Below are 15,998 nucleotides of genomic sequence, written 5' to 3'. Positions count from 1 at the left end.
TGCAAAAAAACACAAACAATGGAATGTCAGCATGAAAAAGCTAGCCCTGTCTCTGATCGTTATCTCTCTTGCCGGCTGCTCTACGCCACCAAGACCAGCGCCTGCAAAGCCTCTGATTCTTTACCGATATCCGATGAACGAAAACACAGTTCTGCTTGCTCACACGATGGCGAGTTACGACCTGAAGGATCCGGATAGTGCAAAGTTTCGTGATACGTTTTTCGTAACCTCAGACGGCCGAGGGGAAGCACGAGACAAATCGAAAGACTCCTGGTGTATCGAGATCAACGGAAAAAATAGCTACGGTGCCTATACTGGGTTCAGTTGGGCTCTTCTTCCGGCAGGTGGAAGGTCGGTCATCATGGGCAACTCACCGGCCGGTGCAGTAGCGAGTCAGCTCTGCGCATCTGCGATTTATCCGCCAGCGGGATAAGTTTACGACCCACCATGTCAAGGTGACCTCGAAACCAATGCAAGCTATTGATCCAAAAGGAAAAATTAGTGGTTTTTACGAGGTGCAAAATCAACATTTCACCCTATAAGAATCAATAACTTAGCGTTGTATATTCTTACAGTAGTGCCACCCCTTCTCCGGCGTTCTGCCGACCTGAAATCCAAGCCAATTGTTCGCCCCTGCTACGCTGAAAACTCCACGAAGGATTCGCGATGCCAAATTCTGACCTACTCCCTTCCCTGCTATTCAAGCTCAACGAAAACCAGCTCGCGTTGGAAGCCGCCATCTTGGAGCTTTCAAACTGGGTCGAGCAACGCGGGTCAGCCGACGTCGCCGACAATGTGCGCGGTGCCCTGGAGGCCATCGACAGGAATGAGGAATTTATCAAGATGGCGCTAGCGGTGCTGATGACGACGGAGTGATTAGCTAGCTGGACCCGGAGCGCGCCGAGCGTATGGTGGTTGATCAGGGCGATCCTGATTGAGTTGTTTGAATGGTTCCGTGTCAGCTCTGACGTTGGTAATGTGAGGTGCCAAGAGACACACTTGATAAACCCGTTAGATAATGCTGAAAGCAAAAAACTGCCACACTCAGGATCATATAAAGAGGGTACCAACCTTGAAGAAAATATTGTCATTCGACCCTAACACCAGCTTCTTCGAACTCACGATTGTAAGGCTAGCGGCTTCTATCATTATAATTCTCGCAATATCTTCCGCCCTAGTCATATTTTATGACCCCGCATTAAAACTCACACTCAACCTCAGCCACGAAGGCTTCAACAACGCGTTAACAATTTTCAGATTCCCGATTGGGCTAACGGCAATTCTAATTCCTGTCATAGCCGTTCTTGTTGCCAACCACAGGTCCGAGCAAACAAAAGCACAAATGATGTTAACTCAGAACCAAATTGCGCTTTCAGAGAGCCAGCTCAAAGCTGCGCACAGCAACAACAATTTCACAAACTATTTCAAACACGTTGACGAGTTCGAGAAAAGCATAACAAAACATCAAGAGCAAGATGTCGGATTCGAAAACAATACTGGCATGATAGAATTCCGAAATCCGCGAAGACTGCACAAAATGGCCTTCCCAAACGTCAAGTCCGGAAACCTCAAGGTAGACCAAGCCTTTGCCGACGCCATAGAGCAGGACATAAACAAACTACTTGAAACCGCAAGTAAACTAAAAAACCAGAATGACATACCCGCAACGATCTACAAGCTATACCACAACTACAACGAAATCGCGCAAAAGTATCAAATCAAACCATTCTTTGAAATCGTTACTGAAGGTGGCGACCCCGTACCCCCAAACCCACTAAAAGAACTAGTTTATCCAATTGGATATTTATCTAGAGCATTTGTAAATATTCTAACGTTCGACGAAAACTACAAGCCAACAAAACTACTTGATGCCACCGAAAATTTTGACTACAAAGGCATATCTGGAGCACGCCCACAGCAGGCAGATCAAACCATGCCATTTGATATTGAACAATTGATCAAAGGAAGGATTGAAACTCCAGCGACTTAAATCAAAATAGTTATTGAATGACCATCATCTAATAAACAGCACGTTCTTTACATATGATTGGCACGCGCGTAGAGCAATTAGTCCTTGATCTCCATGATCGGTAATGCTGACAATTCGTTGAGCATGCGCTGGGTCAAGTCGGGCGCGCGCTCCTCCATGAACCACGCCGCCGGCGCCGGTACCGGCTGGCACTGAACAGCCACTGGCTGAATCCGTGGCGTCGAGAAGGACTGACAGCCGCAAATCAGAAGTGGCAAGGCGATCGCGCAGGCGCGCCTGGTTCGTTTGAGCATCGCTCAGTTCCTTGTAGTAGGTTTGTTCACTGGCCGACAGGCGTTGCTCGAGCGCCAGGCGTTTATCCTGGTCAGTCTTCTGCGCGGCGGCGCCGACTATAGCCAGCTGATTGAGGGTTTCGGTGTGCAGCCGTCCCTGTTCTGCCAACTGCGCCCCATACCGCCAGTCCTGAAGCTGCCAGGCGCTGCCGGCGCCGAGCAGAACCAGAGCCAGCGCGCCGACCGCCTTCCACACCGCCGGGCTCACAGCACATCCTTGAAGAAGACATGGCCGCCGAGCTTGAGGGTCTGCTTCGCTTTCGCGTCCCAGGCCGGCGCCTTGATGCTGGTGGCGTAGTAATGCGTGGCGCCGCCGGTAGGATCGGGCACCTTGCCGTCGATCACCTGGTCAGCAGCGATTCGGCATTGCGCAAGCTCACGGAACGGGATTTCCTTCACGCCGATCAGGAACTGATAGTTCGGATCAGTCTTGTTCCAGCAGCTGAACTGGTACGGCTTCTGGCAGACGCCGGCGTAGCCCTCCCCCCACCACGAATTGGTCTTGCCATCGAACACGCGGTTTTTGATCGCCCAGGCCACCGCAACCTGGCCGGCAGCCCCTTCGCCGCGCGCCTCACCCCACAACGTGCGGGCAAGGATGTCGCGGTCTTTCTCAGTTACAGGCATCATTTTTCTCCAGGCAAAAAAATACCCGCACGTCGGCGGGTGGACGGGTTGTGCAAAAACTCAGGCGGCGTCAGGCGTTCGCGCCATCGGAGACGCTTCGATTTCAGGAATAGGCGGTTCGGCTGGCCATGCCGGCGCGGTGGGCCAGGCTGGTTGGCTGGTGACCTTGCCCAGCGAAAATTTGTAGGCCTTCCAGGATTTCAGGCTAACCAGCAGCGCGGCCTGCTCGGCTTCATCAGCCTCTGTTGCCTCGCCCGCGTCGATGCCATAACCCAGCGTGTCGACGCGATCCTGAATACGCAGGATCTGCGCGTTGGCCGACGCGTTTTTGCTGGCCAGAACAGCCTTCATCTGCATGAGCTGCGCCGCGGCGGCGGTGGCCGCCTTCATCTGTGCCGTGACCAGCTGGCTCCAATCGATGGCGCCAACGACCTGCTGAAACTCCGGCATAGCACGCGGTTCAGCCGGTTCCCCTTCCACCGGGAGCGGCGCCGGAAACTGCACTGCGCCATCCGGAACATTCAGCAGCGGTACCGGGAAAGCCTGCTCTGGGCTGTAATTCGCGGGAATTGGCAGCAGCAGCGTGACCACCAGCTGCCCATTCACGCGCTTAACGTCTGCGTCAAACCATGGGGAGTTGATCGCCAGGCGCGGCAGTGTGTCGCCCTGGCCCACTTGCGAAAAATCAAAAGCCTGGCCATTCACGGTCAGAACGTCACCGGCAACCACCACAGCCAGGGACTCATCGTTTCGAACGGACATCAGTTTAATGATCATCAGAACCACCTCCCGATGGCAAAACAGTTCAGGATAATGGTCACCGAGGTACTGGTCGGCGAGATGATGAAAATAGACCCGAACTGGAGGGTTGTCGGGTCGGCAGCTACAGTGCTCCAGCACAAGCCCGAAGAGCTCTGCACCACAACCTCGGTTGTCGGCAGCCCGACAAATGTTGCGGCGAATGCGCCAGGGTTCACAACGGTGCTGTAGAAAACGGAACCGGCCGGACTGCCGATTGCCACCCCACCGAGCGAAACGCGCTTGTGGCAAATTTGCGTGCCATCGGCGTAGCGGATGTAGGAGCCTGCAGCGTTGGTGCCGGACTCCATGACCGCGCCTGTGGCAACGCCCCCGGACTGCGAAACGGCGCCAACCATTCCAGCGCCGAAAAGCTTCTGAGCAGTGCCGGTGGAGTTCCCTGTGCCGCCTAGGGCGACTGGCAGTGCAGCCGGCAGGGCCTGCGGTGAACCAGTGGCGCCGAACGCTGCATAGAGTTCGTCGATGTTCGACTGAGTTTTGGTGAAGGCGCTGCGAGGCGTATCGCCGCCCGCCCCCGTAGGCACAGTGCCGAGGTTAATCGTCTGTTTTGACATGGTTTTTCCCGTGATGAAGCGGTGCGCCTGAGCTGAAATCGCTAGGCAATGGGTTTGGCGAAGACGGCAGGCAATGAAAAGTTGAACGGATTGTTCAGCGCGGTAGTGGTGAACCAGAGCTGAGAAGCGGCAAAGTCGTAGGTGATCCCCGTTCCTCTTCCCACGTTGTCACCGGACAACATCCGCATCCCTGCGTTGTTGATCATCAAATACTCATCAGCCGAAGTGCTGAATGGTGATGAATACCAGTTCGTGTAGAAGCCTTGCGCGTCTTGGGTCGACTTCACATACGTCCAGTTCTGATAAAACCGAGTGAACACAGCGGCCTGCTTTCCGCTGTCGAACAGGAGCTTCGAGGCGCCATCCCACAATCGAAGCCCGAACGAAGCGGTTGGAGTTGGTGCAAACCCGCCGATAAAGTATTTGCCGTTCGGGGCATAGTTGGTTGGGCCAGTGATATTGATCCCTGTCCAATTTCCCGCAGAACCGAGGGTGCCGCACCCAATTGTGACCAGGCCGCCGTTGTTATTCGGCCGGAGAAAGATCAGCGGCGGTTCCTGCGTGGTAATTACAGGATTGAAGCTGATCGTCGCGTTGCCGGCGCCGCCTGAGTAGGTCCCTATCTGGAGAACGCACAACCTGGAGTACTCCGAGTCGATGCTGATGACCCCGGCATCATTTACGACTGAAAGACCAAATCCCGGCATCAATACCACCTCATTACAATCAATCGCATGGTGCTGTGGGAGAACATCGCTCCCGCGTAACCGTTGATGTAGTTCCTGACATTGACCACGCCGTCCGATAATTCCGTCTCAAGTTGACGATCATCAGCCGCTGCCGCGCCTACTGGGATAACCATTGCGACAGCGTTATTTGCGTTGCATCCGGGCACAGAGAATTGCTGAGTACTCTTTCCTGCTGCGCCCGCGAATGACACCAGAGAGGACAGGACGATTCGCCAGGTCGCTGTGTCCGTGTTGAATTGGAGAGTCCCATCGCCCCCCCAGATCCTCAGTCCATGGCTCATGCGTCGAGATCTCCCAATTGCACACGTTTCACCCCGTTCGAGTCGTACACCTTGATCGCCCGGTTGGTCATTGTCAGTCGCCCGCCACCCGGCGCTGGCCCATTGAACTCAAGGTTGCCAGCCTTATCGAGCCTCCAGCCTTGGACGTTCGCGACGTAGTTGTCCGATTGCAGGTACTGACCAATCTTCAGCATGGTGATGCTGCCATCCTGGATGAAGGCGGAATTCATGAACACCTGCCCGCCCGTCACCGCGAACGGAACCGACACAGCTCCACCGGCTATCGAGTTCACTATGGCGAAGCGGTCAGCCGAGACCAGGAACTGGCTCTGCAAGCCGGCGCCGGTGTTCTCGATGCCCAGGCCAATGCCGGCGGTGACGTACTGTCCGCTTGCCGTAACCTGCATCTTCACCGACCACATCGTTGAGGCCTTGCCATCCAGCGTGGCCACTGCTTGGCTGGTCGTTTGCACGACCGCGTTGGTCTGGTTTACCTGAGCCTCGACCGTGTCGAATTTCTTGGCCGTCGCGACGCCTTCTTCAAACCGCGCCGACTGCTCGGACCACACGCCGGCGTAGACCTGATCTGAACCCGCGTACCCGCCTGTGTCGCCCGCCAGCGCGGGATTCACCTGCACGTATACGCCGTCGAGCTTGATAGCCTGTGCGGTCAGTTGGTCGCCCTGATGCTCAATATCCAGCGTGTTTTTCGAGACCTGCGCGGCCAGCGCGTTTGCCTCCTGGATCGCCTGACCGATGTCCTCCCAGTAGGTGAGATTTGGTGGTGGCGTGTTTGTTGGCACAGCCTGCAAAGCCAAGTACAGGCGCCGCCCAACGCGCACTGTCTCCCCTTTCAGATAGGTCGACGACGGTTTGTACTCCTGCGCATCGGCGATGTTGTCGATCTGCTCCTGGAGCCCCGGGATCTTTTCGATCTCGGTCAACAGGTCCTCACCGAGCTCAGTCTCAGTGATCTGCCCCTTGATCAGTTGAAGGATCGGGCCAGCGTCGGAACTGGCTTGGCCCAATACGCCAATCCCCTCTGGGTACCATGGTCCGACGTTACCCGTACGATCCACCAACCGAGCCCAAAAGAAGAAGGTGGCTCCCGCCAGCAGGCTTTGCATGCTGTAGTCGTTCTGCGGATAAGCCAAATCAGCCAGCTTAATGGCGTCTTCTCGGGACGGTGACGAGCCATACCAAATCTCGGTGCGCTGAGTGTCCTCTGCTCCAGCCGGAAAACCCCACTTGAGTTCAATCCCGAAGAGCAAGGATGTCGCGGCGAGATGCGTGACCGCCGGCGGCAAGCCGGTTTTGCCAAGCAAGTCAGTCAATACCGAGTTGGTTGGCACCGATGAGACATTCATGGCGCTGACCGCGCGCACACGCGCCAAGTACTGACCCGAATATATCCCGCGAACGTCGACCATCAGCTCGCCGGTGCGCGGAACCTTGATCCACTCCCGAGCCCCCCAGCGCCATTCGACGTCGTACCCGACTACGCCAGGCGCAGCGTCCCAGGCGATCGACATACTGGTGACTGCAATACCCTGCTCAATCACAACGTTCTGACTGATCAGCACTCTAGCCGGCGCAGCCTGGGTTCCGATGGGTATCCCCGTAATCGGGCGCGTATCAACCACGGCGCCGAAGTCGATCGCGTCAAACTTACTGGGTTCGTGCTGAATCATTTCCAGTTGAAACTGGTGCCACTCGGGGCGCGTAACGTTGCGCACGTAGAACTGCATCAGCTTCAGGTCGTCGTAATCGAGCGCCCACCCGCATTCGGCTACCGGCGCTTCGCTGTAGTCCGCCATGACAGTGATCGCCCGGCCGACAGCAGACCGGACTACGCGGGCCTCCGATTTGCCACTTGGCAGGTTTACGAGGAGTCGAGCGCCTGCTGGAACCGGAGTGTCCCGGTCAAGCGTGATGACCCGGCCGGCGACCGCCGAGATACGTCCGCCATTCGCCCGCCCGGCCAGTGATGGATCGGCTATCGCGATAACTTGGCCAGGCTTCGGAATTTGTCCATCCAAACCCACTCGCATGGTGGCGCCGCGGGTCTGCAACTGCTCGGTCAGCAGCGCCCACTGGCCGGCGCGCTGAGCCTGCCCCAGCGATGTGCAGCCGATGGCATCTACTGAGAGCTCGCGCACCATGCCTAGCTCGGTCATGGCCTCATCATCAAATACCGGCTCCTTGTCGGTCTCAAAACCCTGGTCCGGATTGTCCCAGGACACCATGGCCAGCGTATGCCGATCTCGCGCGCGAGTGCCCTCGTATTTGATTTCACCGTTGTTCAGGATCTGGGCGGGACTGTAGGTGTACACCGGATCACCAGGCATATCGGCATTGACGACGATCTGGCTCCCATCCCAATAGGCCATGCCGTGGAAGATCGAGGCCAGATCCTGCAGCACTGCGTACGCCTCGGCTTGCTTCTGGAAATACAGGTTGCAGGTGAACCGCGGAACCTGGCCACCCTTGCCGTCCGGCACCATCTGGTCGCAGTACTGGGCAATTCGGTACAACGACCAGCGATCAACCATTGTGGCGTCGATGCGCTCGCCTAGCCCGTAATACGGATGCAGCACCAGGTCGTAAAAGATCCACGCCGGGTTGTTGGTGTAAGCCTCCTTGAAGGTGCCGTCCCAAACACCGTTACTAGTACCGGGCCCACCTGTGGAATAGGTGCGCGTCTCGGCGTTGTAGTTGGCCGGTACCCGAATAATGCGGCCGCGCATCAGGGCGGCGACCTTGGCGATATCGCCGCCGAATTGCTGGGCGTCATACTCGAGGCAACCCACGGCGGTCAGCGGATATTCCTGATCGCTATCGACAACCTCGGCAATAGCCTCGACCAGCATCCCGTCTTGCACCAGTGAGCTGTTCGCCTCTGGCGTCAGGCGCCGGGCGCGGATCGTCCAGCGACTGCCGGCAGGCAAGTCGATCCGATGCGATCGCTCGTACTTGGTGACGTTTTTCCGGTCAACAAACGAACTCAGGACTTGCAAATATGGGCCGCTGTCCGTCGAGACCTCAACGACATATTCGATCCGAACACCGTTGATGTTGCCGCTGGCATCCTGGCTCTGCAGCTGTGGCCAACCGAAGCGAATCCGCACAGCATCGATCTGCGCATTGGTGATGCTGTGGAGCCAAGGGCTGGTGCTGCGCAGCTCTTGGTTGACCTGAATTTCATTGCTGGCTTCCGAGATGCCCTCAAGCCGCGGCTGGTTCAGCTCACCAGTGCGAAACTGCCATTTCACGCCAGGATAGTTGAACGTGCCGTCTTCGGCCTGCACCGGGGTACCATCGAGCTTGATTGAGCGTAGCCCGTTCACCGGACCAACAATTGGCCCCCAGCTCCAGAGGTAAACAATGCGCGCGGTAGCGATCGATGGCACGCTATTGGTGGCGATGCTCGGCTGCTTCTGCTTGGCCTGCCCGCCCTTGCTGCCAGTGACTGCTCGGCGTTTCCTCGGCGCCGCGCGCGAAGCCTTCTTTGCTGCTGCGCTCATGCGCCCTCCTGAATGCAAAAACCCGCCGAGGCGGGTTGGGGAAATAGCAATTTAGATTGGTAAAAAATCGGTGCAGGACTGTGAACATTTCCGTCAGCTTGCTATAAGCATCGGTCTTAATACAGGGAGTTCAATCATGACTGTTTTTACATTATTTCCAACGAATGCTAATGGGGAACCGCTTGAAGATGCGCCGAATGGAGTCTGGTACGTACTGGAAGGGGACTACGTTCATTTCAAATGCACTGACCCAAAACAAGCATTAGCGATACTCGAATACATAAAAAACACAACAATTCCCGCAAAAAGTCGATGCACCGAGCTGGCACATGAGTTTTATGAGCTGGGAGGAGCCAGAGCCGAAGCCACGTCTCTATTTGCAAAGGTGACTCTGCGCGAGATGGAATGGTTAAAGTCTGAAACGCTCAGAACCCCCCTTCCAGATCGAGCCCAGCAAGCTCCAGAAAAACAGCAAAATGCGAGTTCCAATGACTCGCGAAACAACAATCCGACCTCGCCCAACAGCAGCAAAAACAAGATCTAATATCAGGCATCCACAATGCGAGTTAAATGTTGTCTTGGGTGTAGATGCCGCCGGACTCGATAGCCCCGCCTATTTCTCGCTCGCCATAGAGCAGCGGATATGGGTTGCCTTGAGCGATGGTGGTCACCGCGCCGCCGAATCCGTAGCTGGGGTTGTTGCCGTCTTCGTTGCGGTCGCTGGTGTTAGCCTTGGTGGTTGGCGAAAGCATCTGCACCACGCCGCCCAATCCGACAGCTGCGCCGGTGGCGAGCAATCCCATGCCCAGCGCCGAGGTGGTGCCGCCGGTGAACATGCCCGCGACGATCAGCGCCACGCCAAGCAGGGTCTGAAACATGCCAGCCTGCTTGCTGCCCTGAATGATCGGCATGATGCGGATAGCGCCGGCGCCGGAGTCTTTCATGCCCAGTTCTTCCTGGGCGATATTGCGTTCGTCGACGAACACAGCGAAGACCAGGCCCCGCTCCTCTGCGGTGCGCATGAACCGCTCGAATCCCGGTTTCAGGTTGCACAGGGCGCTCATGGCATCCAGCACGCCGTTGACATCGAGGACGTACTCGCGCCCGAAGCGCTTGCCCAGCACACCGCCGAGCTTGATGGTGCGTTTCATGGTCGATAGTCCTTGTGCCGCAGAATCAGCTTTACCCGGTTGGCCATCGACCAGCCGTAAATCTCACGACCGGCAAGGCGCCCGGCCATGTGGTGGTAAATGAACGGTCCAGCGCCCCCCAGGGTGGCCGCAGGCTCACTGACCAGTGCCGGCTCGTCGCCCAGATAGATCGCGGCGTGGTTCGGGTGGAAACAGTTGCGGCCCGGCGTCGGGATCTGCAACACCAGCATGTCGCCGCGGCGCGCCTCGCTCACCTGGTAAAAGCCCGCGGCCTTGAAGTTGTCCTCATAGAGGCTCGGGCCGGCTTCGTCTTCCCACCACAGATCGTGTCGCTCGAAGTTCGGCAACAGCAGCCCTGCCTCGCGTGCGTACCAGTCGCGGCACGCCGCCCAGCAATCGAGCAGGCCATGGGAGAAGTCGCGGCCCAACAGCGGGGCCTGAAAACCCGACGGCTTGAACCATTCGAACTCGCCACCGGGCCATCCAACGATACCCCAGGGCAATTCGTGCAACTCGCAGCTGACCCGGTCGGCCATGCTCGGTATCGGCGCTTTGTCAGGATGGCTGTGGATGATGGCCAGCACCTCGCCGCGATCCTCTGCCGCGGCCTGGTCGCGCTCGCAGATTTGGAAGTTTTCGCGATCGGTCTTTGCCCGGTTGACACATGGCACGTACTCACGACCGCAGGCGGTGCTGATCAGCAGGCCGCAGGCTTCTGCCGGATACGCCTGCGCCGCGTGGGCGCGAATCGCGTCCTGCAGCTGTTTATTGATGCGCATGGATTACCTCGAACTGGTGATCAGGCTCGCGCCCATTGAGCCGCCGAACCGGCGAGTGTTGCCGCGTAGCTTGCAGCTGCTCCACCAGCCGCCACAGCGATCAAGCGCAGGGTTGTCGGTGGGTTCGTTCTTTTTGGTGAACATCGCGCCGCCCATGTAGGCGCAGGCCTCGCCGCGGTAACCACCCCGGCAGGCCCACCGGCAGAGCTTGGTGATCTGCTGGGATGGCAGTTGCTGCCCCTCCATGTCCGTGGGGCTCGACAACGAGAACACCACCGCGGCGCGCGTTTCTTCCGTCTTCTGCTCGATGTACCAGAGGTTGACTTTGCTCTGGTCGCTGGCGTCCGGGTTGCCCTCGGGGAAGTTGGCCGCGTCGAGGAAATGCCTGAACGTCTCGATGACTCGAACCTTGGCGCCAGCAAGGTCGCGGAACTGCAAACACAGCGCCGTGATGGCTCCAGGGACACCGTCCAGCTCGTTGACTACTTGGAGTGTCGGCGTTGCCGGCCGGCCATCACCACGAATATCGAAGCCCTTCGCGGTGATCTGGATCGGGGAGTAAACCTGCCCCTGCCAAATGATGTCTCCCTCTTGGGCGTGGCCATGGAAGCGCCAGATATTTGCGCCCAGGCGCGTGGCATCGAGCTCGAACAGTCGGATTTGGTTGCCCGGCTCGAGCTTCTGAATATCAGTGTTGTAATTCATAGGGCTCCAGAAACAACAAACCCCGCACTTGGCGGGGTCGGTGATCGCATTCGATCAGGGGGTGTAGACCTGCTTGAACGAGAACGTCAGCGTGAAAAGGCCGGGGCCGACGGATTTCGGTTTGTAGCCGTTGCACCGGTATCTTCCTCGGGCGCCGTCCGGGGGAGTCCAAAGAAAAGATTTATAGCCCTCGTGCCGATCGAGGAACGCCCAGATCAGCGGCAGCTCCTCTCCTGGCTCCATCGAGCCGGTGTGCGTGAGGTTCCAAACCTGACTTTTCGTGTTGATCCCGATTCCGCCAGCCTGAACGTAACCGTCGCCGAATTCGTTCTCCCAGGTTCGCTGGGACACATCGCCATCGGCGCCAACCTCGACGTCGTAGATAAATTCCTCGGCCATCAGACCCTCCTCCAGAGTCGCCCGCCTTGGCCCATCTCCCGATCGAGGAACCGACCGAACTGCGCTTCCAAACCGGCACTGATGGATTCACCCTGCATCTGCGCCTGCTGATCAGTCATGCCGGGCTGGGCCTGCACGCTAACGGGGGCGTTGAACACGATCTGCGTTGATCCACCTTGAGCCGGCTGGGCGCCAGCGCCAACCATTGCCACTCGACCATTGCCGACCGCCTCCAGGCTTCCTACGCCGATCTGCGCTTGCGGCTCAGAGCCGCCCAGCTTGTTGTCGATCCGTGACAGCATGGCATCGAGTTTTGCACTGGTCTGAGCGGTCGTGACTCGCTCGCCTTTTTGCAGAAACCAGCTGCCGTCCTCTGGCACCGAGTCGATACCGTCGTGCGCCATACCCGCCAACGCGGTCATGCCAACAGCCGAGGCCAGAGGCCCGGTAACGGCCATCGCGGTCGCCATTGCCGCCGGCGCCGCTGCTGGGCCGATGATCGGAATAGCCGCAGTAGAGGCAAAGGCGTTGAGGCCCGCCGTTAACGACATGGCTTGAGCGTTCGCCCCCATCGCGCCCGCGGCGCTCGCTTGAGTGGTCTTGCCCACCAACAGCTGCACACCCTGGTAAATCAGCCACTGTGCCGCCATATCGCCCAAAGCCTTCAACATCGATTTGGCGAAGTTTCCGACCATATCCCCCAGCGCGTCACTGGCATCCTCCGCGCCGCTGGCCACATCCGAGAAGAACGTGCCCAGCCCACCGGTGGCCTCGCTCAACGCGGTGTTGGTGACGTCAGCAGCTTGGGCCGAGTAGTCCCGCGCGGCATCCGCGTAGCTGGCCCATGCCTCGTTGACGCCATTCATCCAGTTGGCTTGCTGCTCATCGGTCGCCGCGTAGAAGCTCTCCTGCGCCAGCAGCCGCTTGTTCAGTTCGTCCTGTAATACCTGGGTCTCTTTGGCGTAGAGCTCCGGTGTGATCTGGTCGGTGTTGCGCTGCTCGTTGAGGGCGGCGACGTCAGCGGCGTATTTCTGACGCATCGCCAGATCAGCGCGCATTCGGTCGCGGGTTTTGTCGCCCATACCAACGCCGGCAAGCTCTTGGTCGAAGCCATCCTTTGTGGTTTGGGTGCTCAGTGCCTGGGCGTTCTTGAACGCCGTCAGCTTCAGGTCATCCTCGTTCGCCTTCTTCAGCTTGTTCAGTGCATCCAGCTCAGCGGCCATACCCATCAGCCGTTTTTTCTGCGCCTCGCTGAGCTTCCCAAGCTTCCCTTCTTGAAGCTCGAACGACAGTTTCTGAACCTCGGTGGCGTCCTTCTGCTTGTCACCGGTGGTGTTGATCAGCTCGATCTGGCGCTTGTAGCTCTCCTCGGTGGATTCGAAGTCTTTGAGCTGCTTCTTCGCGGCTGACTCTGTTTCGCTGGAGTTTTTCTTCAATGCCTTGGCAGCAGCATCGTCTGAGGCTTTCTGCGCGTCCTTGGCGGCAGCTGCCGAGCGAATGGCAACGATCATCCCTTCAGTGAGATCTGTATTCTCGGCAATGAACCGGTTGGCAGCCTCGAGGGCTGTTTTGTCTTGTGCGGCACCTAGCTGCTTTTGCAACTGCTCAAGGTATTTTTTGCCAACCTGATCGGCTGCAGCGATAGCGGCATTGTTCTTGCCGCGAGCTGCGGTGTTGGCATCGGTCTCTCCGGTAAGCTCAGCCAACGTTTTCCGCTGTTTATCGAGAATTTCCGTCAGATCGGAAACCTTGATCTGCCCGGTCTCGATGGACTGAGCCATTTCTTCAGTAACGCCAGGAATCTGCCTAACCTGATCCGCCACTACTTTCCAATCTACGGCCTGCCCTTTAGACGAATCGGAGACAGCCTTGTTGACGATATCCATCGCCGACTGAAACTCGGCAGGCAGCGGAGCAATGCCACCCATAAAGCCAGATGCGCCAGCTAGGCCGGCATTAGTCAGACTGGCTTGGAATTCAAACGCTATGGAGCCGGCGGCTGCTGAAAGGTCTTTCTCCGTATCCGCAATCGATGAGCGGAGTTCGCGCAAGGTAACGGATTGAGTCGCCCGATTAAGCTTGTTGAACCGCTCTGTCAGTTTGTCGAGCGGGTCATTTAGATTACCAAGTTTCTCCTCAAGGACGCTTGTGTTGTCACGAAGAGTCAGAAAAGCGATCGCGGCGCCGACCGCAAGCGATGCAATACCAAGCGGCCCACCCAGAACTCCCATGATCACACCGCCGGCCTTACTGACTCCAAGCTGTGCTGCCGTCACCGCGTTCGTTGCCCGCGCCTCGACCATCCTGGCCTCCGCCAGCTGGATCGACATTTGGGCCTGCACCGCAGTACCGCGCGCAGCTAAGGCTTCCTTCTCGGCGAGAAAAACAGAGGTCTGTGCCTTCTGCTGTTCGGCTTGGGCAGCGAGCAGAACGGAGGCAGCCTGGGCCTTGCGTGCAGCAGCATCCTTGACCGCTGAATACACAGCCACCGCTGCGGAGTCAGCAGCGGTAACGCCGTATCGGGTTAGGGCGGCAATCGCGGCGACAAGGGCCACATCGGCCAAGGTCTGGAAGTTATCGCCCAGAACGCTGATTCCACTAGCCAAGACGCCCGTAAAATCAGTCGTTTCATTCAGCCGACCCACGTAAACCGTGAAGGCGTTCGACAAATTCTGCACTGCGTCGCGCACCGCTACGCTCATGCTGTCGGCCAGAATACCGTTGGCTTCGGAGGATTTCTGTAGGCCTTCGGTCAGCACGTCCAAGCTGAGCTTGCCTTCTGCGCCGAGACTACGGATCTCTTCGGCCGTCTTGCCAGTAGACTTCGCGATCGTGTCGACTACTGTCGGCATCGCGGCGAGGATCGACTGCCAACCATCTGCCTCGACCTTTCCGGTCTGCAGCGCCTTCGAATAGGCATCGATAGCAGCGCTGGCCTTATCGGCTGATGCGGAGTTTGTCACCAACAGGAAGCTGAAACTGTCCATCACGTCCAGCGCCTGGCTGGTGTTGTAACCCATTGACTTCAAGCTGTCCGCTGTGCGGATGTAAAGCTCCTGAGCCTCACTCAGGGGGCGGTAGGTGCGCTTCGCAGTCTCCAGCAGGCGCCCCTGCACTAGGTCGTACTCACCAACACTTGCCGTAGCCATGCCGATACGGTCAGACATCTGGCCATACGAGTCGGCAGCCTCAATGATTTTACCGACCGAGGCAGCGCCAACTGCTGCCGCAAGCGCGCTTTTGATCAGTCCGGAAGCATGCGCTGCCTGCTCGCCAGCACGGTCAAAAGCCTCATCAATCCGCCCAAGGCTTTTATCAATCTTCCCAGACGCTTGGGCCACAGTGGAATCTGCGCGCGCCATTTCCTGACGGAGCTGCGCAGTGGTCGCCTCGATGCGGACCAGCATCCCCTGAACGTCTGTGTCAGCCATACTTTTCTCCGGGCAATAAAAAACCCGCCGGAGCGGGTCTTACAAGTTCAAAGTCCGTATTTCCTACAGACTTGCTCTACTGAATCATCAACTCCTAAAACGACATAGGAGATCTTCCCATCGGTTCCTTTCAGCTTCATCCCCATAAATGGAGTGAATCCAGAATAAGCGCCATAAGAATTTTTAGCGTTCACGCTACCGCAGAATTGCCAGCCTGACTTTTCATCGCCAGTTAGGCGCACATCCTTTATTTTGGCACTGTCGGAATCTTTCAGGCGATCCTCCATTGCCTCTTTAATACCTGCAATGTCAGACGCCGTGGCAGGCTTTCCGCCCGCAAAACAAACAGCAGAACTAAAGATCAACGGGATAGTTAGAAAGACACTCCGTTTCATGCGCGACGCTCCATTCATTCTTTAGAAAAACGGAGCATATCAAAAATCACTGAACAACCTGCCGCCCCGTCAGCGCCTGCCGGAGCTTGTCAGCAACAGTGGAAGGTGATGGCCTGCCCTCCTTGGGTTTCGCCTTGCCACAGCCGAAGGGGTTGGTCATCTTTGCCCACTCGATCTTGGCGTCCATCGCCAGAAAGAGCTCAGGCATCGGTGTATGCCAGGCCGCGTCGGGAGGCCAACCAAGCCAGCCCGTGGCCACCGC

General features: G+C 57.6%; 17 protein-coding genes. 4 read left to right on the top strand and 13 right to left on the bottom strand.

Annotated elements, in window-relative coordinates; translation table 11 throughout:
* The first annotated feature begins 31 nt into the window (after nucleotides 1–31).
* From HBN98_RS24615 to HBN98_RS24605, 3 genes are all read left to right on the top strand, one after another.
* Complete coding sequence (locus tag HBN98_RS24615; RefSeq protein WP_151101662.1) at nucleotides 32–433, top strand: hypothetical protein; 402 nt, start codon at nucleotides 32–34, stop codon at nucleotides 431–433.
* A 233-nt stretch (nucleotides 434–666) separates the two neighbouring features.
* Nucleotides 667–876 carry a hypothetical protein gene (locus HBN98_RS24610; protein ID WP_083368549.1) on the top strand — a complete coding sequence of 70 codons (210 nt, stop codon included), beginning with the start codon at nucleotides 667–669 and terminating at the stop codon, nucleotides 874–876.
* A 196-nt stretch (nucleotides 877–1,072) separates the two neighbouring features.
* Nucleotides 1,073–1,990 (top strand): hypothetical protein, encoded by a 918-nt coding sequence (locus HBN98_RS24605; protein WP_151101664.1) that lies wholly within the window; start codon nucleotides 1,073–1,075, stop codon nucleotides 1,988–1,990.
* Nucleotides 1,991–2,014: 24 nt separating this feature from the next.
* On the opposite strand, the gene HBN98_RS24600 is transcribed toward HBN98_RS24605, so the two are convergent.
* From HBN98_RS24600 to HBN98_RS24575, 6 genes are all read right to left on the bottom strand, one after another.
* The gene (locus HBN98_RS24600) at nucleotides 2,015–2,530 is read right to left on the bottom strand and encodes a lysis system i-spanin subunit Rz (protein ID WP_083368547.1); all 516 of its coding nucleotides are present in this window, start codon (nucleotides 2,528–2,530) and stop codon (nucleotides 2,015–2,017) included.
* Nucleotides 2,527–2,949 carry a cell wall hydrolase gene (locus HBN98_RS24595; RefSeq protein WP_083368546.1) on the bottom strand — a complete coding sequence of 141 codons (423 nt, stop codon included), beginning with the start codon at nucleotides 2,947–2,949 and terminating at the stop codon, nucleotides 2,527–2,529. Before HBN98_RS24595 ends, HBN98_RS24600 begins: the two co-directional genes overlap by 4 nt.
* A gap of 60 nt (nucleotides 2,950–3,009) precedes the next feature.
* The gene (locus HBN98_RS27985; RefSeq protein WP_083369422.1) at nucleotides 3,010–3,399 is read right to left on the bottom strand and encodes a phage tail protein; all 390 of its coding nucleotides are present in this window, start codon (nucleotides 3,397–3,399) and stop codon (nucleotides 3,010–3,012) included.
* A gap of 326 nt (nucleotides 3,400–3,725) precedes the next feature.
* Nucleotides 3,726–4,322, bottom strand: coding sequence for a hypothetical protein (locus HBN98_RS24585; RefSeq protein ID WP_083368545.1), 597 nt, complete (start codon nucleotides 4,320–4,322; stop codon nucleotides 3,726–3,728).
* A gap of 41 nt (nucleotides 4,323–4,363) precedes the next feature.
* Nucleotides 4,364–5,029 (bottom strand): hypothetical protein, encoded by a 666-nt coding sequence (locus HBN98_RS24580; protein ID WP_083368544.1) that lies wholly within the window; start codon nucleotides 5,027–5,029, stop codon nucleotides 4,364–4,366.
* Between the two features lie 319 nt (nucleotides 5,030–5,348).
* Nucleotides 5,349–8,876, bottom strand: coding sequence for a TipJ family phage tail tip protein (locus tag HBN98_RS24575; protein ID WP_083368542.1), 3,528 nt, complete (start codon nucleotides 8,874–8,876; stop codon nucleotides 5,349–5,351).
* Between the two features lie 136 nt (nucleotides 8,877–9,012).
* On the opposite strand from HBN98_RS24575, the gene HBN98_RS24570 reads away from it, so the two are divergent.
* Complete coding sequence (locus HBN98_RS24570; RefSeq protein ID WP_151101668.1) at nucleotides 9,013–9,420, top strand: hypothetical protein; 408 nt, start codon at nucleotides 9,013–9,015, stop codon at nucleotides 9,418–9,420.
* Between the two features lie 22 nt (nucleotides 9,421–9,442).
* Here HBN98_RS24570 and HBN98_RS24565 read toward each other — a convergent pair whose 3' ends face one another.
* Genes HBN98_RS24565 through HBN98_RS24535 form a run of 7 tightly spaced genes read right to left on the bottom strand, consistent with a single transcriptional unit; the run spans nucleotide 9,443 to nucleotide 15,995 of the window.
* A complete protein-coding gene (locus HBN98_RS24565; RefSeq protein ID WP_083368541.1) occupies nucleotides 9,443–10,027 on the bottom strand; it encodes a tail assembly protein in 585 nt (194 codons plus the stop codon).
* Nucleotides 10,024–10,806, bottom strand: a complete 783-nt coding sequence (locus HBN98_RS24560; RefSeq protein ID WP_083368540.1) for a C40 family peptidase — start codon at nucleotides 10,804–10,806, stop codon at nucleotides 10,024–10,026. The genes HBN98_RS24565 and HBN98_RS24560 overlap by 4 nt, the downstream gene beginning before the upstream one ends.
* A 3-nt stretch (nucleotides 10,807–10,809) precedes the next feature.
* A complete protein-coding gene (locus HBN98_RS24555) occupies nucleotides 10,810–11,511 on the bottom strand; it encodes a phage minor tail protein L (protein WP_083368539.1) in 702 nt (233 codons plus the stop codon).
* Between the two features lie 54 nt (nucleotides 11,512–11,565).
* On the bottom strand, nucleotides 11,566–11,910 hold the full coding sequence (locus HBN98_RS24550) for a phage tail protein (protein WP_083368538.1): 345 nt from the start codon (nucleotides 11,908–11,910) through the stop codon (nucleotides 11,566–11,568).
* Nucleotides 11,910–15,341 (bottom strand): tape measure protein, encoded by a 3,432-nt coding sequence (locus HBN98_RS24545; RefSeq protein WP_083368537.1) that lies wholly within the window; start codon nucleotides 15,339–15,341, stop codon nucleotides 11,910–11,912. Before HBN98_RS24545 ends, HBN98_RS24550 begins: the two co-directional genes overlap by 1 nt.
* A gap of 47 nt (nucleotides 15,342–15,388) precedes the next feature.
* Entirely contained in the window at nucleotides 15,389–15,736 is a 348-nt protein-coding gene (locus HBN98_RS24540; RefSeq protein WP_083368536.1) for a hypothetical protein, read from the bottom strand.
* A gap of 46 nt (nucleotides 15,737–15,782) precedes the next feature.
* Nucleotides 15,783–15,995 carry a hypothetical protein gene (locus HBN98_RS24535; protein WP_083369421.1) on the bottom strand — a complete coding sequence of 71 codons (213 nt, stop codon included), beginning with the start codon at nucleotides 15,993–15,995 and terminating at the stop codon, nucleotides 15,783–15,785.
* Nucleotides 15,996–15,998: the final 3 nt, after the last annotated feature.

This window comes from Pseudomonas koreensis (assembly GCF_012986595.1).
Classification (GTDB): Bacteria; Pseudomonadota; Gammaproteobacteria; order Pseudomonadales; family Pseudomonadaceae; genus Aquipseudomonas; species Aquipseudomonas koreensis.
Note: the sequence above shows the minus strand (reverse complement) of the source record. Positions and strands in the feature narration are given on the sequence as shown.